The organism is Bounagaea algeriensis, assembly GCF_054491375.1.
The window spans coordinates 4285247-4307307 of the sequence record NZ_CM137102.1 but is presented as its reverse complement, the minus strand read 5'-3'; the positions used below and the strand labels follow the sequence as shown (position 1 = coordinate 4307307).

Genomic DNA, 22061 nt, shown 5'->3' with positions numbered 1-22061 from the left:
CCGCGATAGTCACGGACGGTACAAGCGCCACTTTTCGTTCCGATGTCTCGCGCCCGGCCAATGTGCCGAGCTGATCCGGCGCACCGGGGAGTGAGGTCGCAGGCCGGCGCGGCCGGCAACGGGTCAGCCCGCCACGCGATCCAGCTTCGCGGACAGGCGCGGCTGCAACTCGTGCTGCGAGGTCGCGCGCTCCTCGACGTAGGCCAGCGCGCCCTCGACGATGCCGTACAGGCGGCTCGACGCGTTCGCGTCCTCACCGGTGGGGCTGCGCAGCACCGCGTCCGTGCCGAACTCCCACGAGGTCTGGCTGCGCGGCTTGCCGAAGAACAGCTCGGACACGCCCGTGGACTGCAGGAGCATGAACTCGATCGACTCGTCCTGCTGCGGGCGGAAGAAGCCGAACTCGCGCAGGTCCGGCTCGCCGACCTCGCCGCCCGAGCGGTCCAGCCGCCAGGTGACCGACTCGTAGGTGAGGAACGGGCGGCCGTCGTGGGCGATCGTGATCTGCTGGTAGAAGCGGTAGGACTCCTCCAGCGAGGGGTGGTTCGCCTCGCCCTCGCCGCGCCACACGCCCACCAGCGGCAGCAGCGACAAGCACGCGTCGTTCAGCGACGGGCCCATCCGCAGGTTGGCCGTCTCCCCGGTGCCGGGAAGGTCGTCGAACTGCGGCAGATTGCGGTGCCGGGTCTGCTCGGCGCGTTCGGCCGCGGCGCGGACGGCCTCGTTTCCGTCGACGCGTTCCGGCTGGTCAGGCGTCTCACTCATCGACACGAGACTACCGGGCCGCGTGCGGCCGCGGCGGCGGGGCCGTCCCGCTGCGAGGCGCACGACACGATCCCTCCGACCAGGGGTGCGTACGTTTCGCGCGAAATGTGCACGTGGTCGGCCGGGCCACCGCGGGTCCGATCAGTCCTGGTGCAACCGGTAGAGCACGTAGCACGCGAACCACAGCGTCGCCGCCGCGGCGATGCCGACGAGCGTCACGAGTCCGTAGTGGATGAAGTCCAAGAGAGTCACACGCAGAGGATAACCACCGAAACACCCTCGTGGGGTGTGGCATCGGACATGATCCGCGCCTCGCGGGGTGTACGTTTCTCGAGAAAAGTCGGGAACTTTTCTCGAGAAACGTACACCGCACGGCGGGGCTGTCGGGTCCGCGGACCCGGCAGCCCCGCCGTGCGACCGGACAGGCCGGGCGTGGCTCAGCCGTAAGTGCCGAGCCCAGCCGGGCGTGCCGGGGGCTGACGGGCAGGATCGGCCGGGCGTGGCCCAGCCGCAAGTGCTCAGGCGACCGCGATGTCGACCTGGTGCTGCTCCCCGATCGCCTCGGCTGAGACCTCGGCCTCACCGCTGCCGCTGCGGTGCAACGCGCGCACCGTCCACCGCCCGGGGGCGGCGTAGAACCGGAAGGCGCCGTCCTCGGCCGAGACGACCTCGGCGGTGAACTCGCCGGAGGCGTCGAGCAGCCGGACGAACGCGCCGCCGAGGACCTCCTGGCCCGAGCGGACCTTCCCGGCCAGCACGACCTGGTCGGTGTCGGCGACCTGCGCGCCGCCCTGCTGCGGTGCTCCGCATCCACTCATGTTCAAGCCCCCTGCTCGCTCGGGTTCTCCACCGGCACGCCGACGAGCGAGCCGTACTCGGTCCACGAACCGTCGTAGTTCTTCACGTTGTCCAGGCCCAGCAGCTCGTGCAGCACGAACCAGGTGTGCGAGGACCGCTCGCCGATGCGGCAGTAGGCGATCGTGTCCTTCGAGGTGTCCAGGCCGGCCTCGGTGTAGAGCTTCTGCAGCTCCTCGTCGGACTTGAAGGTGCCGTCCTCGTTGGCCGCCTTGCTCCACGGCACGTTGATGGCCGAGGGGATGTGGCCGGCGCGCTGCGCCGACTCCTGCGGCAGGTGGGCCGGCGCGACGAGCTTGCCGGCGAACTCGTCGGGCGAGCGCACGTCCACCAGGTTCTTGTCGCCGATCGCGTCGACGACCTCGTCGCGGAACGCGCGGATGGAGGTGTCCGGCTCCTTCGCCTGGTAGTTGGTCGCCGGGCGGTTCGGCTCCTCCTTGGTCAGCTGGCGGCCGTCCAGCTCCCACTTCTTGCGGCCGCCGTCGAGCAGCTTGACGTCGTCGTGGCCGTAGAGCTTGAAGTACCAGTACGCGTAGGCGGCGAACCAGTTGTTGTTGCCGCCGTAGAGGACCACCGTGTCGTCGTTGCCGATCCCCTTGGCCGACAGCAGCTCGCTGAAGTCCTCTCGGTTGACGAAGTCGCGCCGCACGTGGTCCTGGAGCTCGTTCTTCCAGTCCAGCTTGACGGCGCCCGGGATGTGGCCGCCGTCGTAGGCGGTGGTGTCCTCGTCGACCTCGGCGAACACGACACCGGGCGTGTTCAGGTTCTGTTCGGCCCAGTCCGCGGTGACCAGGACCTCTGCACGGCTCATCGAGTGACTCCTCTTTCGTTCGGATCGATCAATGGTTGTCGGGCAACGTTTCTGGTCGGCAGGAACCTGCGCGACAGCAGGTACGCCTGGCAGCCGAGGCAGTAGCCGAAGACCGCGTTGAGCAAGGCGGCGATGAGCGCGAACACGTTCGCGGCCATGCCGAGGGCGACCCACCCGGCCGCGTACCCGACCGCGGCCGCGAGGGCGAACGCGAACCCCACTGCCTGGGCGAACCGCACCGGCTCCGGTGCTTCCCGCTCGTCCTCGTCCAGCGATGCCAAGCGTGGCCGCACCGCCCCGCGGTACACCCGCCCCCACGGGTTCGCCCGCAGTCCGATGAACGCACACATCGCGAACAGCACCGTCTGCGCGGCCAGCACCCGCCAGCTCGTGGTCACCAGCCCGAACGCCAGGATCGCGCTCGTGATCCCCGCGCTGAACCGCACGCCTCGGGGGTCGAGCGTCTCCGGGGGCGAAGCGGGCATGGGGCCTCCTGGACGGCAACCGGGTTCGGCCTGTCCGGGCAGCGCTGCATCAGGCAAACGGACTGCATCGGGCGAGCGGGCTGCATCGGGGAACCGGACTCCCGGGCTGCACCGCACATCGGCCGCACCGCGTTCAGCGCCGGCCACCGGGGGGAACGAGCGCTGGTGTCGCGGCGCGGGGCGGACGCGGGCGGTTCGCCCGCGGCCGGCGGTGCGTCGAGCCGCAACACAGACTGCTGGCCGTGCGGCAGTGGTCCACCGCGCGTCGACGGGTCAGCAGCACTCGCATGGTCCGCAGACTACCGACCGAGTCGATCGCTCGGAAGGTTGTTCACCTGGTGGGACGGCAGCGGGACGACAGCGGGACGACAGTGGGACGGCAGCGGGGTCGCGGGGACGGACGGCCGCAGCGGGCGTTCACCGGGGGACGGCGAGTGGGCCCGCAGGTCACGGCAGGTGCGGCCGCAACGCCTCGGCCAGCTCGGCGCGCCGGGGCACTCCCGGAACCCGGAACAGCTCCGCACCGGCACCGTCGAGCACGAGCGTCGTCGGCGTGGTGTGCACCTGCAGCGGACTCGTCCATTCCGGGTGGTGGGTCAGGTCGACCTCCACGTGCCGCACGCCCGGCGTGTTCTGGGCGAACCTCTCCAGCAGCACGCGCGTGTGCCGGCACGGCGCGCAGAACGCGGTGGACAGCTGCAACAGCGTCACCGGGCTCTCGGCGTCGGCGCGTTCGGTCAGCACCCGCCGCAGGTCGGCGGGCAGCGCCTCCAGCAACGTTCCCTCCCCGTTCGAGCGGGTGCGGGCGGGGCGCACGCGGCCGCTGCGCAGCCGCCACGTCACCCCGCCGACACCCGTGATCACCAGTGCGGCCAGCAGCGCGCCGACCGCGACCACCCACGTGGCCATCCGCTCACCCCGCGGAGCCGTTCTGCATGTTGATGGTCACGTCCTCGGCCTTGCCCTCCATCACCAGGGCGCCGGGTTCGACCCGCAGCCCGGTCGGGGTGACGTCGAACGGCATCTGGGTGCCCGGGTCGATGGTCGTGGTGAACTGCTGCCGCAGCAGGTTCTTGAACACGCCCGGCAGTTGCAGGTCCGGCACGACGTCGTTCTTCAGCCCCAAGTCGCGGGGTTCGACGCGGATCTTGCCGTCCTCCAGCGTGAGCGCGGCGATCACGTGCACCTGCGACTGCTGGCCCGCGATGTCGATCGTGCCGTCCAACCGCACGCCTGTCACGTCCTGCCCGGTTCCCTCCTGGTTGCTGTCCTCACCGCTGGCGTTGGCGAGTTCCTCGTCGGAGACCGGGTTGATCGACAGGTCCGGGACGTCGATCATCCGGCCGACGTCACCTGCGAGCAGCCGCACCCGTCCGTCCACGTCGTCGACGGTCAGCTCTTCGGCGGATCCGTTGATCAGTTTCCGGGTGTCGACCCGCGCGTGGTGCAGGTTGGCGGAGATGCCCAGCTGCTGCAGCGGATCGGCGCGCACGCCTTCCGCGGAGACCTCGACGTTGCGGTAGTCCCCCTGGACGACCTGCGCGAGGAACGGGAACCCGTGGATGTGCACGTCCGGGTTGTGCTGCAGTTGCAGTTGGCTGCGCAGTTGTTGCGAGACCTTGCGCTCGGCGAAGGCCGCGGCGCCGAAGTCGGCGGCGACGAGCACCGCGAGCAGTACCACCAGAGAGATCGCGAGCTTCTTCACGCGTATCGGTCCGTTTCGTCGGGTCGGGCGGCGAACGTCCTCGGCGGTGCGCTGTCGCACCCGCCCTTGAGCCACGAGGGAAATGTCCCGTTCCTGGTCAGGGCCGCCGCGCTCGGGTCGTCCCACTGTAGAACCCGCCTGCACGGCACCGGCCCCAGCCGGGTGGTGACGCCGTTCACCCGGGTGCAGCGGCGGGCTCGCGGACGGCCCCGCACGCTGCGGCGGAAGCTGACCGCGGGACCGGCGCGCAGCGGTGACGTGCACGACTGTGATTCCTGCTGCGTGCGATGGGTTCGGGGCCGGTGCGTCCGCTATCCTTCGAGCGACCCGCCGGCAACGGGGCCGGAACCGAGACCGCCGCTGCAGGTGGTGGCCGCCCAGCCCGCGGCAGGGAGGTTCCCATGAGCCCGGAATTGTTGTGCCTCACCCGCGAGGCGAGCGCGGCCGACGTCCTGCCCGGTTTGGGGCTGCTGCCGCACCGGGCGCGGGTGTCCCCGCCGGACCCGCAGGCCGTGCTCTCACCCGGTGCGCACGACGTGGTCCTCGTCGACGCGCGCAAGGACATGGCGGATGCGCGCAACCTGTGCCGCCTGCTGTCGGCCGGCAGCGCGCCGGTGCTCGCCGTGGTCTCCGAGGGTGGTCTCGTCGCCGTGAACGGCGAGTGGGGGGTCGACGACATCCTCCTGCCGACGGCTGGTCCGGCGGAGATCGACGCCCGGCTGCGGCTGCTCGCCGCGCGCCGCGGAACTGCCGTTCGCGAGGACGGCACGATCGCGGCCGGCGACCTCGTCATCGAGGAGGCCACCTACACCGCCCGGTTGAAGGGGCGTGCGCTGGAGCTCACCTACAAGGAGTTCGAGCTGTTGAAGTTCTTCGCGCAGCACCCCGGCCGGGTGTTCACCCGGGCGCAGCTGCTGAAGGAGGTGTGGGGCTACGACTTCTTCGGCGGCACCCGCACGGTCGACGTGCACGTGCGGCGCCTGCGCGCCAAGCTCGGCCCCGAGCACAACGGCCTGATCGGCACGGTCCGCAGCGTCGGGTACAAGTTCATCCTCCCGCCCCGCGGCAGGGGAGCTGAGCGCGGCGGGGGAGCAGAGCGCGGCAGGCGCGAGAACGGGGTGATCGGCGCGGAGGAAACCGGCGAGACCGCGTCCCCGGACCGGGCGCCCGCCGCGGAGCGGCCCGATCGCGCTGCTGCGGAGCGGCCGGATCGCGCCGCCGCGGAGCGGCCGGATTGCACCGCCGCGCCCGCCGGGAGGTTCGGCGGGGCGACCGATCCGCGGGTGACCGATCCGCGGTAGCGGCGCGAGGACCGGCTGCCGCGGCCGATACGCGCACGTGCGGTCGCGGGTGCGCGCCGGTAGCGGGCGGCTCTGGGTAGTGTCCCGAGTGTGCAGCTGACGTGGCGGAATGGACTGGACAGCAACGAAGCGACCGCGGTCATGCGGTTGCTCGAGGAGACCGAGCAGCACGACGGCGTCGCCCCCGCCGGCGAGCACGTGCTGCTGCGGCTGAAGGCGCACCGGGACGTGGTCAGCCAGGTGGAACCGGTGCAGGGCGACGTGCGGTCGGAGCACTTCCTGGTGCACCGGGACGGGGCGCTCGCGGGCTACGCCCACCTGGACACCGAGCACGAGCTCGACGCCGGTGAACTGGTGGCGGAGTTCGCGACGCACCCCTGGCACCGGCAGGCCGGGGTGGGGAGGCGCTTGGTCGAGGCGCTGTTGAGCCGGGCGGATCTGCTCGTCGAGCCGAACGAGGCGGAGGACGACTCCGGCCGGCTGCGGGTGTGGTCGCACGGCCAGCTCCCGGGGGCGCAGCGGTTGGCCGAGCGCTACGGCTTCACCCGCGTGCGCGAGCTGTTGCGGATGGGGCGCGAACTCGACGACGGCGGGTTGCCCGAGGCTCCGCTGCCCGAGGGCGTGACCGTGCGCGGCTTCCGCGTCGGCTCGGACGAGCCGGAGCTGCTGCGGGTGAACCACCGCGCGTTCCGCTGGCATCCGGAGCAGGGCGGGATGGACGCCGAGGAGCTGGGCGCCAAGCAGCAGGAGGACTGGTTCGACCCGGCCGGTTTCCTGCTCGCCGAGGATTCCGCGGGCGCGTTGCTCGGTTTCCACTGGACGAAGGTGCACCCGGACGGGACCGGTGAGGTCTACGTGCTCGGCATCGATCCGGAAGCGCAGGGCAGCGGACTGGGCAAGGCGTTGACCATCGCGGGACTGCGCCATCTGCGGAACACCGGGTGCCCGCGGGTCATGTTGTACGTCGAGGGGGACAACGCCGCGGCCGTCCGGGTGTACGAGCGGCTCGGTTTCGAACGCTGGGACACGGACGTGCAGTTCGGGCGCTGACCGGGTTTTGCTGACCGGGTTTTGGCGACGGCCGGCTGCGGGACCCGGGTGCGGGAACCGGATGGCGCCGGCCGTCTGCGGCGGGACCTGGTTGCGGCAGCCTGGTCGCGGCGCTGCGGAACGACGCGAGCGGGTGCCGTGCCGCCCGTATGACTACTGTACGTACGTACATGTGCCCGTTTAGGCAGGAAAGTCAGTACTCGACTTACCGAAGAGCTCGTCCGTGGTGTGGCATTGCTTACTGAGCGTGCTTGTTCATTCATCGTTCACCTGGATGGCGGGAACGCGCTACTCCGACTGTCTAGTCTTCTCGGTGACTGTCCCGGGAAGGTGCGTCGAAGTCGCCTGCGGCGTCCCGCCGAAGCGGCGCCCGCTGAAGCGTCCCCGCCGAAGAGGCCGAGTGGAGGAAACAGGTGAAGACCAAGCGGACCAAGCGGTTCGTTCCGGCGTTCGCGCTCGCCGTCGCCGGCGCCCTGGCCGCGTCTTCCTGCGGCACCGACCAGAACGTGTCGCCGGAGGCTGCGCACCCGGCCTTGAAGCGCCTCGAGGTCCGGTGCGGTGAGCAGACCGTTTCCGCGGAGGGCTCCTCGGCGCAGAAGAACGCCATGGACATCGTCGCCCGCGACTACAGCATGAAATGCCCGGGCGAGGAGTTCAACTACACCAAGTCCGGCTCCGGCAAGGGGATCTCCGCGTTCGTCGGCGGGCAGATCGACTTCGGCGGTTCCGACGCGCCGCTGACCGCCGAGGAGTCCCAGATGGCGAAAGCGCGCTGCGGCGGCAACCCCGCGTGGAACATCCCGATGGTCTTCGGTCCGGTCGCGGTCAGCTACAACGTCCCCGGCGTCAACGACCTGACCCTCAACGCCGACCTCATCGCCGACATCTACCAGGGCGAGATCACCAACTGGAACGACCCGGCGATCAAGCAGCTCAACCCGGACGCGCAACTGCCGGACCTGACGATCAAGCCCTTCTTCCGCTCGGACGAGTCGGGTACCTCGCAGAACTTCCAGAAGTACCTCAACACCGCGACCGGCGGGGACTGGCAGGACACGGACAAGCAGTTCCGGCCCGGGCCGGGCGTCGGGCAGGGCCGCGACGGCAGCGACCAGGTCGCCCAGGCCGTGGACAGCACCGAGGGCGCGCTGACCTACGCCGAGTGGTCCTACCCGAAGAACCTCGGCCTGGACATCGCCAAGATCGACAGCGGCTCCGGGCCGGTCGAGCTCAACTCGCAGACGGTCGGCAGGGCCATCGACGCGGCCGAACTGGAAGGCCAGGGCAAGGACCTGCGGGTGAACCTCGACTCCCTCTACGGCAACTCCGACCCGGGCGTGTACCCGCTGGCGATGGCCACCTACGAGATCGCCTGCTCCGCCGGCTACGACCCGCAGACGGCCCAGGCGGTCAAGGCAGTGCTCAAGGTCGCCGCGAACGCCAACCCGCAGCAGCTCGAGGACGCCGGTTACGTCGCGCTGCCCGACAAGTTCAAGGAGAAGGTGATGGACTCGATCAACGCGATCAGCGCCTGAGGATCCCCGGTGCATCGCGTCCCGGGTGGACACAGTGCCGAACGCACGAGATGAGAGGCTCACGACAGCAGTGACCGACTCGACGACAGCCGAAAGTCGCCCTCAACCACCGAATTCCGGGGGCGGGGGCGGATCGGGGCACAGCACCGGACCGGAGGACCCCATTCCCTCCGCTGCATCCGCGGAAAGGTCGGTCGTTCGTCCCGGCGACCGGATCTTCTCCTCACTGGCGCGCACTGCCGGTGCGTTCGTGGTGGCGCTCATCGCCGCGATCGGGCTCTTCCTGATCATCCGGGCGGTTCCGTCGCTGCAGGAGAACCAGGTCAACTTCCTGTTCAGCCGGGAGTGGGACACCTCGGATCCGGACGACCTGAGCTTCGGCATCATCGACCTGCTGTGGATCACCGTCGCGAGCTCGCTGGTGGCGCTGGTCATCGCGATGCCGCTGGCCTTCTGCATCGCCCTGTTCCTGACCATGTACGCCCCGCGCAGCCTGGCGCGCCCGTTCGCGTACATCGTGGACCTGCTGGCCGCGGTGCCGTCGGTGATCTACGGCCTGTGGGGCGTCATGGTGCTCGCCCCGGTGATCAACCCGGCGGCGGCGTGGCTGAACAACAACCTCGGGTGGATCCCGATCTTCGCCGACGGCAACATCCCCGCCGACAGCGGCAAGAACGTGTTCACCGCCGGCATCGTGCTCGCCGTGATGATCCTGCCGATCATCACCGGCGTCACCCGCGAGGTGTTCCAGCGCACCCCGTCGCAGCAGATCGAGGGGGCGCTGGCGCTGGGCGCCACCAAGTGGGAAGTCGTGCGCACCACCGTGTGGCCGTTCGGCAAGAACGGCTTCATCGGCGGATCGATGCTCGGGCTCGGCCGCGCGCTCGGCGAAACCGTCGCCCTGACCATCGTGCTCAGCTTCACGTTCGAACCGCCGGGCTACAGCGTCTTCGACGGCGGTGCGACCTTCGCCTCGAAGATCGCGCTGGGATCGGCCGAGTTCCTCCACGACCTGCAGGTCGGTGCCTACATCTCGGCAGGACTGGTGCTGTTCGTGATCACGTTCGTGGTCAACGCGCTCGCCCGCTGGATCGAGGGCGGCAACTCGAAGGGGAACGAATGAGGACCGACACAGCGGACCTCGAGCAGCCCGCCGCGCCACCGGCGTTCCAGCGGATCAGCGTGGCGCGCAAGCTGAAGAACCACGCCGCCACCGCCGTGTTCGTCGCGGCGTTCGTCGTGGCCGTGATCCCGCTGCTGTGGGTGCTGTACACGCTGCTGGAACGCGGATTGCAGCCGATGCTCAGCCCCACCTGGTGGAACCACTCCTTCAACGGGCTGCTGCCCACGGAGTTCGGCGGTGGCATCTACCACGCGCTGATGGGTACCCTCCTGCAGGGCGGAGTCACCGCGCTGTTCAGCATTCCGCTGGGCATCATGGTCGCGATCTACCTCGTCGAGTACGGGGGGAACTCGCCGCTGGCGAGGGCGACGACGTTCATGGTGGACGTGCTCAGCGGGCTGCCGTCGATCGTCGCCGGGCTGTTCATCTACGCCCTGTGGATCACCACGCTGGGCTTCGAGCGCAGCGGGATCGCCGTGGCGATGTCGCTGGTGCTGCTGATGCTGCCCGTCGTCGTGCGCACCACCGAGAGCATGCTGCGCATCGTCCCCGACGAGCTGCGGGAGGCCTCCTACGCGCTCGGTGTGCCCAAGTGGAAGACGATCCTGCGGATCGTGCTGCCGACAGCGCTGTCCGGGATCCTCACCGGCGTGATGCTCGGCCTGGCACGCGTGCTCGGCGAGACCGCGCCGCTGCTCATCCTCGTCGGCTACTCCAGCGCGATCAACTTCAACCTGTTCAGCGGGGAAATGGCCTCGCTGCCGCTGACCATCTACATGGAACGCAGCACCGCCACCGCCGCCGGTGACGCCCGGATGTGGGGCGCTGCGCTGACCCTGGTGCTGGTCATCATGCTGATCAACCTCGTCGCGACGGTGCTGTCGAAGCTGCTCGCGGCGCGCACCAAATAGGACGGTTTACAGCCATGGCCAAACGAATCGACATCAAAGACCTGAACCTGTACTACGGCAAGTTCCACGCGGTGCAGGACGTGACCCTGCAGGTCCCGGCGCACAGCGTCACCGCGTTCATCGGACCGTCGGGGTGCGGCAAGTCGACCGTGCTGCGCTCGCTCAACCGGATGCACGAAGTGGTGCCCGGCGGACGCGTCGAGGGCAAGGTCGAGCTCGACGGCGAGGACGTCTACGGCCAGCACGTCGACCCGGTGCAGGTGCGCCGCACGATCGGCATGGTGTTCCAGCGGGCGAACCCGTTCCCCACCATGTCCATCCGGGACAACGTGGTCGCCGGCCTGAAGCTCGTCGGCGAGAAGCACAAGCGCAAGCTCGACGAGGTCGCCGAGCGCGCGCTGCGCGGCGCGAACCTGTGGGAGGAGGTCAAGGACCGGTTGAACAAGCCCGGTGGCGGCCTCTCCGGTGGGCAGCAGCAGCGGCTGTGCATCGCGCGGGCGATCGCCGTGCAACCGGACGTGCTGCTCATGGACGAGCCGTGCTCCGCGCTCGACCCCATTTCCACGCTGGCGATCGAGGACCTGATCGCGCGGCTGAAGCAGGACTACACGATCGGCATCGTCACGCACAACATGCAGCAGGCGGCGCGCGTCAGCGACCAGACCGCGTTCTTCAACCTGCGTGCCGTGGGTGAACCCGGCCAGCTCGTGGAGATGGACGAGACCGGCACGATCTTCTCGAACCCGTCGCAGAAGGCCACCGAGGACTACATCTCCGGCCGCTTCGGCTGACCGGGCGGTCCGCGCGTCACTCCCCGATGCCGGACTCCCCCGATGCCGGCCGCGTGCAGGTACCAGCTCGCGCGCGGGAGCCACTGCGCGGTCCAGCGCCAGTCGTCGTCGGGTGAGCTACATCCGGTCGGCGATGGCGGAGATGTGGGAGCTGGAGTCCTTCGGCGACAGCGCCGCCGCGCACACCCGCTCGAACGCGCGCAGGTACTCGGCCGTTTCCCGCGGTTTGTCCAGGAAGCGCGCGTTGACCGAGTCGCCGAGGTGCACCACCTGCGCGTCGTCCGGATCGGGGAAGGAGAACACCGAGATCCGGTCGGCCAGCAGCGGATGCGCCCCCGCGCGGAACGGCAGCACCTGGATCGTCACGTTGCGGCGGTAGCCGAGCAGCACGAGGTGCTCCAGCTGCTGGCGCATCACCGAACTGCCGCCGATGGTGCGGCGCAGCGCCGCCTCGTCGAGCACCGCCCACAGCTCGAGGGGGCTCTCACCGACGAGTCGCTGCTGCCGCGTCGTCGTGACCTCCAGCCGCTCGGCGACGGCCTGCTCGTCGAGCTGCTCCCGGTCGGCGGCCAGCAGTGCACGGCTGTACTCGGCGGTGCGCAGCAACTCCGGCAGCGGATCGGTGCCGTAGCAGCTCACCGCGCTGGCCGCCGTTTCCAGCCCGAGGTAGGTCTGCAACCCCGGCCGCAGCGCGGTGCTGGGGTAGTCCTGCCACCAGCCGCGCTCCTTCGAGCCCTGGGCGAGTTCGGTGAGCGCGTCCAGCTGTTGTTCGGCCACGCCGTAGAACTCGGCCATGAGGCGCACGTCGGAGGTGCGCACGGGCACGCGGCCGAGTTCGATCTGGCTGATCTTGCCCTGCGAGCAGTCCAGTTGGCCGGCGACTTCCCGGTGGGTGCGACCCGCCGCTTCCCGCAGGCGTCGCAGCTCGTTGCCGAGGCGGCGGCGCTGGACGGTCGGACTGCTACCCACGTGCGGGCCCTCCGCGCCGGGCGGCTGCTTGGCGGATGTTCACGGCACGGAAGGATCGCACAGCCCGGACCCGCAGGGCGAGTGACGTGACTGAGTATTAATACAACGCCTCCAGGCATCGCTGCGCCGCGCTCGGCGCAGCGCCGGCCGGCTCACCGTTCCGCGCTGCGCAGCGGCCCGACCGGTGCACGCGCCGAGGAGCCTCAGCCCGTGGGCATCTTCCCGGTGACGATGAACACCACGCGCCGCGCCACGGACACGGCGTGGTCGGCGAAGCGTTCGTAGAACCGCCCCAGCAGCGTCACGTCCACCGCTGCGGAGACGCCGTGCGACCACTCCGAGCCCGTCATCATGGTGAACAGGTGCCGGTGGAGGTCGTCCATCTCGTCGTCATCGGCTTCCATGCCCTGGGCGGCGTCCACGTCCTGGGTCTGCACCAGGCTGTTCACGTGCTCGGCCAGCTTCACCGCGATGCGCCCCATGTCGGAGAAGTACGGGCGCACGTCCGCCGGGAGCACCTCGTTCGGGTGGCGGCGGCGTGCGGTCTTGGCCACGTGCAGCGCGAGGTCCCCCATGCGTTCCAGGTCCTCCGCGGCGTGGATCGTGGAGATCACGGTGCGGAGGTCGCTGGCCACCGGCGCCTGCAGGGCGAGCAGCCCGAAGGCGTGCTCCTCGGCGCGCGCACGGGCGTCGTCGACCTTCGCGTCGTCCTCGATGACCTGCTCAGCCAGGCTGAGATCGGTCTCCAGGAGTGCTCTCGTGGCACGTTCCATCGCGGTGCCGACCATGCTCGACATGGTGGCGAGTTCCTCGGCGAGCTTGCCGAGTTGTTCCTGGTAGGCCTCACGCATATGTCCAGCTTACTGTGCCGTGGAATCGAACAGGTGCACCGCGGTGAACGGTGCGTGAACGATGCTCTCCTGTGAAGTGTCCCAAACTGGGAGGTTCGGATCCACGTAATTCGAACGAGGGTCACTCGTTCAGGGGTAGGGCGATCACTGCTCGTCACGGGATGTGGGGGTGTTCTCCACGGGCCGTGGTCGGTTCACCCGCCCCGGGCCGATCGGCTCCGCCCCGGAACGCTACGGCCTCGCTGCGTGAACCATCCGTGGCTCCCCGCTGTTTCGCTGTCCGGGGCGGGCGGGGCAGCTGGGAAGCGCCCGAGGTTCTCCCACCCGACCCGCGACGCCGGCCAACCCGCGGACCCCCTAAACCAGGGCCACCACGAGCAGGACGAGCACAACGGCGGCCACCGCGGCCGCCGCGACGAGCACGTGGGTGCGGCGCTTGCGGCGTTGCTTCTTGCGCTCCACGCGGGAGGTGCCGTCCTGGCCCTCGACGAAGTCGAACGGCATGTCCTTGCCGAGCTCGGGTTCGGAGCCCTTGCGGCGCAGCCACTTGAACTTGTTGCGCCGGGCCTCCTCCTCCCGCGCGATCTCGTCGTGCACCGCGGAGAACCGGGCGAGCGTCGCGTCGATCTCCTCGACCTCGCGCTCCTCGTCCTCCCCGTCGGCGTACTCGTCCCCGGCGTACTCGTCACCGGGGTCGAACGCGGCGAAGTCCGGTACGTACTCGACGGAGTCCTCCAGCAGGGAAGCGTCCTGCTCCGGCTCGTCGTAGGGGTCGACGGTGCCGTTGAGGGCGGTCTGCTGGCCGTTCAGCGGGCTGTGCTGCGCCGTCGTCTCGACCGCGGTGGGTTGCTGCGCCGCAGGAGCCTGCTGGGTTGCAGGAGCCTGCTGGGGTGCGGGGGCCACGCGCGGGGGCGCGGGCGGTGCCGACGGGGCGCGGGTGCTCTCCGAGCCCTCCGGTGCGGGGACCGGGACGTGCTGCTTCGTCGGCGCGTCCGCGTCCGGGCGTGACGCTGTGCCCGCCCCGCTGCCCAGCGCCTGCGTGATCCGCGTGGCCGGTTGCGGATCGGCGGCGGGCCCGGCCGGTGTCCGGTGGCCGTTCTGCTGGGCGCCTCCGACCGGGGCGGCCGGAGACGGTGCTGCGGAAGCGGAGTTCGCCGCGTTCGGTCCTGCCTGCTGAGCGGGACCGGCGGGAGCCTGCGGGCCGGATCGCGGCGGGTGCCACCCGTTGTTGCCGCCGGGGTGGCCGGGCGGTTGCGGCTGGGCCTGCGGGGGTTGCGGAGGAGCCGCGGACGCGCCCTGCGGCGGTTGCCCGCTGGGTCCTGCGGGCCACTGCGGATGTCCGTTGCTCTGCGGAGCGGAAGCGGGCGGCGTCGGTGGTCGCTGCGGGAAGGCGCCTTCCGGCGCAGCACTGCCGGCCGGGACCTGCCCGGTGTTCCGCGGTGGCTGCGGTGCCTGCGGCGAGGCAGCTCCTCCTGGCTGCGCGGTACTACCCCCCTGCGGGGAGGCGGCCCCGCCCTGCGGGGCGCCGCCCAGCGGTGTCCCGTTCGTCCCGGGTTGCCGGCCGTTGCGTTGTGCGTGGGGCCGCTCGGGTGCTGCGAAACCGTTCGGGCCGGGCGCGGGGAAGTTCGGGGCCGAACCGTTGGGCGCCGAACCGTTGGGGGCCGAACCGTTCGGCGTGTAGCCGTTCGGGGCCGAACCGTTCGATGCCGGCGCGGAGCCGTTGCGGCCGGCCTCCGGCCGTGCGGGCCAGGCCGCGGAGGGATCGGCGGGTGCGGCGCCGTTCGGGCGGGCCGCGGGAGCTCCGCGCGCCGGCGGCTGCGGTGCGCCGGGGCTGGCCCGCGGCGGTTGCGCGGGCCCCTGGCCGGCGGACTGCGATCCGTTCGGGGCGGGTTGCTCTGATTCGGCGCGCCGCCGGTGCGCGCTCGTCTCCTGGGGAGCCTTGCCGTGCTTGGACAGCAGGTCGATGACGTGGGTCCCGCTGGTTCCCTCCTCGTCGGCGGCGCGACGACGTCTGCGGCCGCCGTTCGGGTCTGCTTCCGAACCGTTCCGGTCCTGGGAAGAACCGTCGTCATCGGTCGGGCGGGAGCCCCGGTGCTCGAGCTCGACATGCCGGGGATCGTGCGGCACCAGATGTCCCTCCCAATGCGTACGTCTCGACTGCCATGTGACGTGCGTGCAACCGCAACGTTATCCGAACGCGGCCGCCATCCCCCGACAGATATCGACCGGCGTCATCGAAATAGTACGGCGGTTCGTCCAAACTGACGATACCGACGACAACTTATTCACAACCAGTGTGCGACGCGGCTGTCCTGCTAGTCCAATTTGGTGTATCGCTTTCGGACGAAAGCAGGAGGGTAACCGTGCTTCGCAGCGTGTTGCGATGAGCTGATCGCGCTCAGTAGTCGGTGTTCGGGCGCGGGCCGGCCGCACGGCGTCCCGCGGCCATGCCCGCCAATCGCACCTCCTTGCCGCAGCGGTACGCCACCGCGTTCCGTCCGGCCTGCTTCGCCGCGTACAGCAAGGCATCGGCGCTGATCAGCTGTTGCTCCGCGGACGGCGGCGCGGACTGGCCCGCGGTGCGCTCGTGGGCCAATCCGATGCTGATCGTGACACGCAACCCCGCCACCAACCGCGTCCAGGGGTGCTTTTCCATCCGTGCGCGGGCCTGTTCGCAGACCGACACGGCCGTCGTCGGTTCGATGTCCGGCAGGACCAGGACGAACTCCTCGCCGCCGTAGCGCGCGCAGAACCCTTCCCCGGGCAGCGCCTGTTGCAGCAGCTCGACGACGTCCTGCAGCACGCGGTCGCCGAGCACGTGCCCGTGCGTGTCGTTGACCTGCTTGAACCAGTCCAGATCGACCAGAGCCAGGGCGAGCCCCGAGCCGGACCCGCCGGTGTGCTCCGAGAGCATGTCGGCGAGCCGCTCGTGGAGGTAGCGGCGGTTGTAGCTCGCGGTGAGGCTGTCGCGCCTGCTCTGCTCGCGGGCTTCGGCCCGCTCCCTGCGCAGCCGGTTCACTTCGTGCCGGAGCTGGTCCGGCACCTGCACCGTCTCCGTGGTCGACATGAGGTCGTGCGCGGAGCGCAGGTGGTGGTAGGCCTGCCGCCACTGTCCCCGCGCCGCGAGTAACCGCGCTATCGACTCGTGCAGCTCGGCCATGCCGGTGTTGCCGGAGCTCTCGCGGCCGGCGCGGCTTCCGGGGGGTGGCGCTGCGGACGCGCCTTCGCGGACCGGTTCCGAACCGGCGAACCCGTGGCGCAGCCCGGCCATCGCTCTCACCTCCCGTCCGTGATGTCGTCGCTTGGGACGGATCGCTTGAGCCAACGGATCCGAGTGCGTCTCGAATTCGCTCTTCCGGCTGAGCGAGTGCGCTCGGGTGTGCGCACATCCGTCCAACTCCCCGCAGGTGTACCGTCGCCGAGTCCTGGGCAAAACCGCTGCCCGCGCACCCCGCCCACCCGGATGAGCGCTGCTGCTGTGTTTTCCGTCACCCTCGCTGGTTTTCGGGTGGCGCGGAGGGCGGGAAATTCCGAATCAACCGGAAAGCGGCATAACGGAAAAAGCGGCCTCACCGGGAGAACGGGGCCTCACCGGGAGAAAGGCGCCTCACCGGGAGAACGGGGCCTCACCGGGAGCACGGGGCGAACCCGTACAGGGAGCCTTCCAGCACGACCAGGTGCTGCGAACCGATCTGCCGCGTCTGGACGACACCGCCGCGGCGCGTGGTGACTTCGACCCCCACCACCCACACCGCACCGCGCGGCTCGATCCCGTCCGCGGTGAACTGCGGATCGCGGCGCAGCGTCGACCACGCCGGGTCGAACTCGACGGTGCTCCCACCGAGATCGCAGCCCCCCAGGGGGAAGTCCGGATGCTGGGTGCGGCGGAAGAAATCGCGCTGCGCGTCGGGGCCTTCGCGGGCCGCGGTGTCGTTCGCGGCGAAGTACCGTTTGGACAGTCGCAACGGTTCGGAGTCGTGACCGGTCGAACACCCCGCCATCACGAGCACGAGCGGAACCAGACCGCAGAGGACACCGCGAAACCCGCGGTGTCCGGAGCCGGTTTCGTCGCGCATGGCGATCAACCGCCGCTGTGGTCCATTTCGGCGCCCGCCGGAACGCTGGGGTCGTCCGGATCGTCCAGCCAACCTTCCGGCAGCACGACGGAGCTCGCCGAACCCTGACGACCCCGCGGGCCCTCCGCCTCCGCTGGGAAGGGCAGGCTCGGGTCCAACCGGGCCAGCAGGTCGTCGAGCTCCGACAGGCGCGAGACCATGCCGAACTGCCGGCGCAGCTGCGAACCGACCGGGAACCCGCGCAGGTACTGCGACACGTGCTTGCGGAGATCGCGCAGGCCGGCGTCCTCGCCCATCTCCTCGGCCAGCAGTTGCCCGTGCCTGCGGATGAGCGATGCGATCTCGCCGAGCGCGGGCGGCTCCGGGACCGGCTCCCCGGCGAACGCCGCCTGCAGATCGCGGAACAACCAGGGCCGGCCCATGCAGCCGCGCCCGACGACCACCCCGGCGCAGCCCGTCTCCGACATCATCCGCAGCGCGTCCGAAGCGCGGAAGACGTCGCCGTTGCCCAGGACGGGGATGTTCGGCACGTGCTCGACCAGGCGGGCGATCGCCTGCCAGTCCGCGGTGCCGGAGTAGCGCTGCGCCGCGGTCCGCCCGTGCAGGGCGACCGCCGCAGCACCGCTGTCGGCGGCGATCCGGCCCGCGTCGAGGTGCGTGACGTGCTCGTCGTCGATGCCGACCCGGAACTTCACCGTCACCGGGACGCCCGCGGGCTCGGCCGCGCGCACCGCCGCGCCCACGATGTCGCCGAACAGGCGGCGCTTGTACGGCAGCGCCGAACCGCCGCCCAGGCAGGTCACCTTCGGAACCGGGCAACCGAAGTTCATGTCCACGTGGTCGGCCAGGTCCTCGTCGACGACCATCCGCACCGCGTCGTACATCGTGGCGGGGTCGACACCGTAGAGCTGCAACGATCGCGGGTGCTCCCGCTCGTCGAACCGGATCATCCGCATCGTCTTGGGGTGGCGTTCGACCAGCGCCCGCGAGGTGATCATCTCGCAGACGTACAACCCCGCCCCGTACTCCCGGCACAGCCGGCGGAACGGTGCGTTCGTGACCCCGGCCATCGGCGCGAGCACCACCGGGGGATCGACGGTGTGCGCACCGATGCGCAGCGGCGCGACTGCTGCCGGAGCCGCTGCCGGAGCCGCTGCCGGAGCCGCTGCCGGGGCCACCGCTGCAGGCGTCGGATCGAGCGCGGTCATCACCGGCCATTGTCCCCGATGCGACCGCCGAGCACTGCCCAGGCCCGGCCCGCGTGGGCCCCGGCCGCGCTACCTGGCGGGTGCGGAACAGCGGCTGCCGGACCGGTCCGCCGCGAGCTTCGCGACCAGCAGCATGCCGAGCGCGGCCACGACCCCGCCGAGCAGGAACCCGCCGAGCACGTCGTGCGGGTAGTGCACCCCGATGAAGATCCGCGTGAAGCCCTCGAACAGGGCGAGCAGGACGGCGGGGACGGTCGCGGACCGCCAGGCGATGGCCAGCGCGACCGCGGCAGCGGCGGCGATCGTGGAGTGGTTGCTGGGAAAGGACCAGTCACCGACGTCGGGGCAGTCGGCGAGGCTCGGTAACACGTTCGGCACGGCGCGGCACGGGCGTTCCTGGCTGAGGAGGCTCTTCAGCGTCTCGCTGACCCCGTAGGCCAGCGCGGTCACCGCGGGCGCCGCCGCGGCCAGCGCGAGGTCCCGGTGGCCGTTGCGCCGCACGCGCCACAGGTTCACCAGCATCAGCAGTCCGAGCAGGAGGATCACCGCCGAGGTCGCCGTCTCGAGCGCGTCCTGCAACCAAGCCGGTGTGCTGTGCGCGAACCCGGTGATCACGCGGTAGCCGTCGACGCTGATGTCCGGCACGTCGCCCACTTCGCCGGGGGCCTCGCCGCTGGCCGCCACGTGATCCATCCGGTCCTCCCGCTTCGTTCACCTGCCCGTTGTTGACAGTACGCATTGTCGGTGCGGTGCTGAGGTGCCGGTCGCGCGGGTGGGCGGGCGCCGGGTTTCCGCGCGCTCGCGTGTGCGCGTTCCGTGCCGGGAGGTAGCGTGTCGCCGCCCGGTTCCTCCAGCTGCCCCCAACCGCTCGCCCCCAGCAGGCGAGCCAGTTTGCAACACTCCTCGAGGAGGCCCAGTGCACGGGATGCGGGACGTGGTCCGAGCGGCCGAGGACGCCCTGCCGGACGTCCTCGCGGACGTGCAGCGCCTGGTCGAACGGGAAACGCCCAGCCGCGAGCTGGAAGCGCTGGACAGGGGGCTGGCCGAGCACGAGGCCCTGCTGGCCGAGCGGCTCGGGCAGCCGGCGGCCCGCACCCGGCACGACGGGGGCGAACGCGGCGACGTGCTCGATCTGACCTACCCCGGCACCGCGCCCGGCCGGGTGCTGCTGCTGTGCCACTACGACACGGTGTGGCCGACCGGCACGCTCGCGGAATGGCCGTTCCGGCTGGACGGCGACCGCGCCACCGGTCCCGGGTGCCTGGACATGAAGATCGGCACGGTCCACGGCGTCTGGGCACTGGCGCTGCTGCGCGAGCTGGGTGTTCCGCACCCGTCAGCGCGGCTGCTGCTCACCGGGGACGAGGAGATCGGCAGTGACGCGTCGCGGGAGCACATCGAACGCGCCTGCGTGGCCGTCGACAGCACGCTCGTGCTCGAACCGGGGCGCGCCGGCACGGTGAAGACCCACCGCAAGGGCCTCGGCATGTTCGAGGTGACCACTCGCGGTGTCGAGGCGCACGCCGGACTGGACCCCACGGCCGGAGCCAGCGCGGTGCACGCCCTGGCCGAGCTCGTCCCGCGGATCACCGCCCTGGCCGATCCGGAGTCGGGCACGACCCTCAACGTCGGCCGCATCGAGGGCGGAACCGGCCGCAACGTCGTGGCCGGGCGGGCCAGCTGCGAGATCGACGTCCGCATCCAGGATCCGGACGAGCGGGCGCGCATCGACGCCGGGCTGGCGGCGCTGCACGCGGCCGACCCGCGGGTGGGTGTGCAGGTCACCGGCGGGTGGAACCGTCCGCCGATGAACCCCAACCCGCCTTCGCGGGAGCTGTTCGCCACGGCCGAGGAAGTCGCCGCGGAACTCGGACAACCGCTGGAGGGCGTCGCCGTCGGCGGCGTCAGCGACGCCAACTTCGTCTCCGCGCTCGGCCGTCCCGTGCTGGACGGGCTCGGCGGCGCCGGGGCGGGGCCGCACTCGCGCGGCGAGCACTTCGAACCCGGGCGCTCGCCGGGGCGGATCGCTCTGCTGGCCGGGATCCTCGCGCGGATCGGCGCAGCCGGCGGGGACTGAGGCCGTGGGCGCACGGGCCGGCCGGACACGAAGGAACCGGCGCCGGTGCGGTACCGACGCCGGTTCTCCTGCGGGTGGTTCAGCGCACCGCTTGGGTGGCTCTGGAGGAGATCTTCGCGACGAACTTCTCCAACGGACCCTGGCCGTACCAGCGTTGCCACAGCACCGCGAACAGCACGCTGCCGGCGAGGAACAGCACGGCGTTGAGCGCGGTGTTGTTCGGCTCGCCGCCCCAGATCAGCTGCATCACGACGAGGTGGCCGACGTAGCAGGTCAGCGAGATCGCCCCGACCGAGGCGAACGACTTCATGTACTGGGCCGCGTAGGGCTGCAACCACAGGCACGCCCCGATCACCAGCAACGAGAGCCCGACACCGCCGGCCCCGTCGAACGAGGTGCCCGTGTGCGCGTAGGGCAGCAGCAGCCAGGCGGGCGTGTCGGTCGGCGGCGTGCCGTGGATCCGGAACAGGTTCAGCTGCAGGAACTCCTCCACCGGGATCCCGTCGAAGTCGGCGTAGGACTGGATCGCGGAGTAGACGCGCTCGGCCCCGCCGAACGCGTACATCGTCAACCAGGAGGAACCGTAGGCGACGGCGGCGAGCACGGCACCGCCGATGGTGGCGCGGCGCGCGACCTTGAGCGAGGTGAGGTCGAGCCGGCCCAGCGCCATGCCGGCGAGGACGTAGCCGATCCAGATGAAGGTGGGGAACACGCCGGTCAGCAGCAGCGTCGCGACGAAGTTCCCGACTCCGCTCAGCGACGTGAGCATGTTGAAGTCGAGGTCGTTGAGCGGTGTTTCCATCAGCGTCTTCGGGAAGTAGGCGCTGCGGATCCACCACGAGATGATCGGTGCGAACACGATCATGAATCCGGCCAGCAGGCCCAGGCTGCCCGCGCGCATCCGCAGGAACGGCAGCGAGAGCAGGAAGAATCCGCCGTAGTAGGTGAGGATGACCCACACCGGCACGATGAAGACCAGGTTCATGAGCAGGCCGAGCGCGAGCATCAGCACGGCGCGGGAGCCGATCCGGACGAGCGCCTTGCGCCAGCTGCGGCCGACCGCCGGTTGCCTGCTGCCGGACATGATGGCGATCGAGATGCCCGCGAGCACGGCGAAGAGGATCGCCGCCCGGCCGTGGAACGGCAGGAACGCCCACGAGTGCGGGTGGTCGTAGTCGGTGGGGCCGACGTGCGAGGCGAACATGCCGAGGATGGCGATCGCGCGCGCGAAGTCGATACCGACCAGCCGGGCGGCGGAGCCCGCGGCCTGCTTGGCTTTTTCGCCGGTCCCGGAGGGTTTGGCGCCCGAGCTGGCGTCGTTCGCCTGCGGCCGGGCCTGGGACTCCTCCGCTGACGGGGACGAGCCGTCCCGCGCCGCGGCTTCCTTCGGAGCGCTCACTGGTTCTGTCGAACTCATATTCCCGTCTGATCCTGACTGTGCGTCGCTGCTTGGCACATTGTCACCGATCGGCCTACTAGCCCTTTGTCACGGTGGCGGTTCTTCAACGTTGCGTCACCCCGCGTCATCGAACGATCGGCCGGTCTCAT

The 22061-nt window shown here is 70.6% G+C and carries 21 protein-coding genes; 7 read left to right on the top strand and 14 right to left on the bottom strand.

Annotation, left to right across the window (positions count from 1 at the left end; translation table 11 throughout):
• Window positions 1-123: 123 nt before the first annotated feature.
• The 6 genes from ACVGV2_RS19660 to ACVGV2_RS19635 all read right to left on the bottom strand — a co-directional run bounded on the left by ACVGV2_RS19660 (window position 124) and on the right by ACVGV2_RS19635 (window position 4621).
• Window positions 124-765 (bottom strand): heme-binding beta-barrel domain-containing protein, encoded by a 642-nt coding sequence (locus ACVGV2_RS19660; protein WP_459163820.1) that lies wholly within the window; start codon window positions 763-765, stop codon window positions 124-126.
• A gap of 518 nt (window positions 766-1283) precedes the next feature.
• Window positions 1284-1583 (bottom strand): DUF1416 domain-containing protein, encoded by a 300-nt coding sequence (locus ACVGV2_RS19655; RefSeq protein WP_459166063.1) that lies wholly within the window; start codon window positions 1581-1583, stop codon window positions 1284-1286.
• Between the two features lie 2 nt (window positions 1584-1585).
• Window positions 1586-2431, bottom strand: a complete 846-nt coding sequence (locus ACVGV2_RS19650) for a sulfurtransferase (RefSeq protein WP_459163819.1) — start codon at window positions 2429-2431, stop codon at window positions 1586-1588.
• The gene (locus tag ACVGV2_RS19645) at window positions 2428-2916 is read right to left on the bottom strand and encodes a DUF4395 domain-containing protein (RefSeq protein ID WP_459163818.1); all 489 of its coding nucleotides are present in this window, start codon (window positions 2914-2916) and stop codon (window positions 2428-2430) included. Before ACVGV2_RS19645 ends, ACVGV2_RS19650 begins: the two co-directional genes overlap by 4 nt.
• 447 nt (window positions 2917-3363) lie before the next feature.
• Window positions 3364-3825: a TlpA family protein disulfide reductase gene (locus tag ACVGV2_RS19640; RefSeq protein WP_459163817.1), complete on the bottom strand. Its 462-nt coding sequence runs from the start codon at window positions 3823-3825 to the stop codon at window positions 3364-3366.
• Between the two features lie 4 nt (window positions 3826-3829).
• Window positions 3830-4621 (bottom strand): LmeA family phospholipid-binding protein, encoded by a 792-nt coding sequence (locus tag ACVGV2_RS19635; protein WP_459163816.1) that lies wholly within the window; start codon window positions 4619-4621, stop codon window positions 3830-3832.
• 401 nt (window positions 4622-5022) lie between these two features.
• Here ACVGV2_RS19635 and ACVGV2_RS19630 point away from each other — a divergent pair, with 401 nt between their 5' ends.
• The 6 genes from ACVGV2_RS19630 to pstB all read left to right on the top strand — a co-directional run bounded on the left by ACVGV2_RS19630 (window position 5023) and on the right by pstB (window position 11332).
• The gene (locus ACVGV2_RS19630; protein WP_459163815.1) at window positions 5023-5922 is read left to right on the top strand and encodes a winged helix-turn-helix transcriptional regulator; all 900 of its coding nucleotides are present in this window, start codon (window positions 5023-5025) and stop codon (window positions 5920-5922) included.
• A 90-nt stretch (window positions 5923-6012) separates the two neighbouring features.
• Window positions 6013-6972, top strand: a complete 960-nt coding sequence (mshD, locus tag ACVGV2_RS19625; RefSeq protein WP_459163814.1) for a mycothiol synthase — start codon at window positions 6013-6015, stop codon at window positions 6970-6972.
• A 413-nt stretch (window positions 6973-7385) separates the two neighbouring features.
• Complete coding sequence (gene pstS, locus ACVGV2_RS19620) at window positions 7386-8507, top strand: phosphate ABC transporter substrate-binding protein PstS (protein ID WP_459163813.1); 1122 nt, start codon at window positions 7386-7388, stop codon at window positions 8505-8507.
• 70 nt (window positions 8508-8577) lie between these two features.
• Entirely contained in the window at window positions 8578-9630 is a 1053-nt protein-coding gene (pstC, locus tag ACVGV2_RS19615; protein ID WP_459163812.1) for a phosphate ABC transporter permease subunit PstC, read from the top strand.
• On the top strand, window positions 9627-10541 hold the full coding sequence (pstA, locus tag ACVGV2_RS19610) for a phosphate ABC transporter permease PstA (RefSeq protein WP_459163811.1): 915 nt from the start codon (window positions 9627-9629) through the stop codon (window positions 10539-10541). The genes pstC and pstA overlap by 4 nt, the downstream gene beginning before the upstream one ends.
• A gap of 14 nt (window positions 10542-10555) precedes the next feature.
• Complete coding sequence (gene pstB / locus ACVGV2_RS19605) at window positions 10556-11332, top strand: phosphate ABC transporter ATP-binding protein PstB (RefSeq protein ID WP_459163810.1); 777 nt, start codon at window positions 10556-10558, stop codon at window positions 11330-11332.
• Between the two features lie 117 nt (window positions 11333-11449).
• On the opposite strand, the gene ACVGV2_RS19600 is transcribed toward pstB, so the two are convergent.
• The 7 genes from ACVGV2_RS19600 to ACVGV2_RS19570 all read right to left on the bottom strand — a co-directional run bounded on the left by ACVGV2_RS19600 (window position 11450) and on the right by ACVGV2_RS19570 (window position 19129).
• Window positions 11450-12301 (bottom strand): helix-turn-helix domain-containing protein, encoded by an 852-nt coding sequence (locus ACVGV2_RS19600; protein WP_459163809.1) that lies wholly within the window; start codon window positions 12299-12301, stop codon window positions 11450-11452.
• A 203-nt stretch (window positions 12302-12504) separates the two neighbouring features.
• Window positions 12505-13152, bottom strand: coding sequence for a phosphate signaling complex protein PhoU (gene phoU / locus ACVGV2_RS19595; RefSeq protein ID WP_459163808.1), 648 nt, complete (start codon window positions 13150-13152; stop codon window positions 12505-12507).
• A 357-nt stretch (window positions 13153-13509) separates the two neighbouring features.
• Entirely contained in the window at window positions 13510-14055 is a 546-nt protein-coding gene (locus ACVGV2_RS19590; RefSeq protein WP_459163807.1) for a hypothetical protein, read from the bottom strand.
• Between the two features lie 1495 nt (window positions 14056-15550).
• Complete coding sequence (locus ACVGV2_RS19585; protein ID WP_459163806.1) at window positions 15551-16423, bottom strand: GGDEF domain-containing protein; 873 nt, start codon at window positions 16421-16423, stop codon at window positions 15551-15553.
• 355 nt (window positions 16424-16778) lie between these two features.
• Window positions 16779-17228 carry a hypothetical protein gene (locus tag ACVGV2_RS19580; RefSeq protein ID WP_459163805.1) on the bottom strand — a complete coding sequence of 150 codons (450 nt, stop codon included), beginning with the start codon at window positions 17226-17228 and terminating at the stop codon, window positions 16779-16781.
• Window positions 17229-17233: 5 nt separating this feature from the next.
• Window positions 17234-18436, bottom strand: coding sequence for a tRNA dihydrouridine synthase DusB (gene dusB / locus ACVGV2_RS19575; RefSeq protein WP_459163804.1), 1203 nt, complete (start codon window positions 18434-18436; stop codon window positions 17234-17236).
• Between the two features lie 69 nt (window positions 18437-18505).
• Entirely contained in the window at window positions 18506-19129 is a 624-nt protein-coding gene (locus ACVGV2_RS19570) for a phosphatase PAP2 family protein (RefSeq protein WP_459163803.1), read from the bottom strand.
• 232 nt (window positions 19130-19361) lie between these two features.
• Here ACVGV2_RS19570 and ACVGV2_RS19565 point away from each other — a divergent pair, with 232 nt between their 5' ends.
• Entirely contained in the window at window positions 19362-20513 is a 1152-nt protein-coding gene (locus ACVGV2_RS19565; RefSeq protein WP_459166062.1) for a M20/M25/M40 family metallo-hydrolase, read from the top strand.
• Window positions 20514-20592: 79 nt separating this feature from the next.
• Here ACVGV2_RS19565 and ACVGV2_RS19560 read toward each other — a convergent pair whose 3' ends face one another.
• Entirely contained in the window at window positions 20593-21912 is a 1320-nt protein-coding gene (locus ACVGV2_RS19560) for a DUF418 domain-containing protein (RefSeq protein WP_459163802.1), read from the bottom strand.
• Window positions 21913-22061 lie beyond the last annotated feature (149 nt).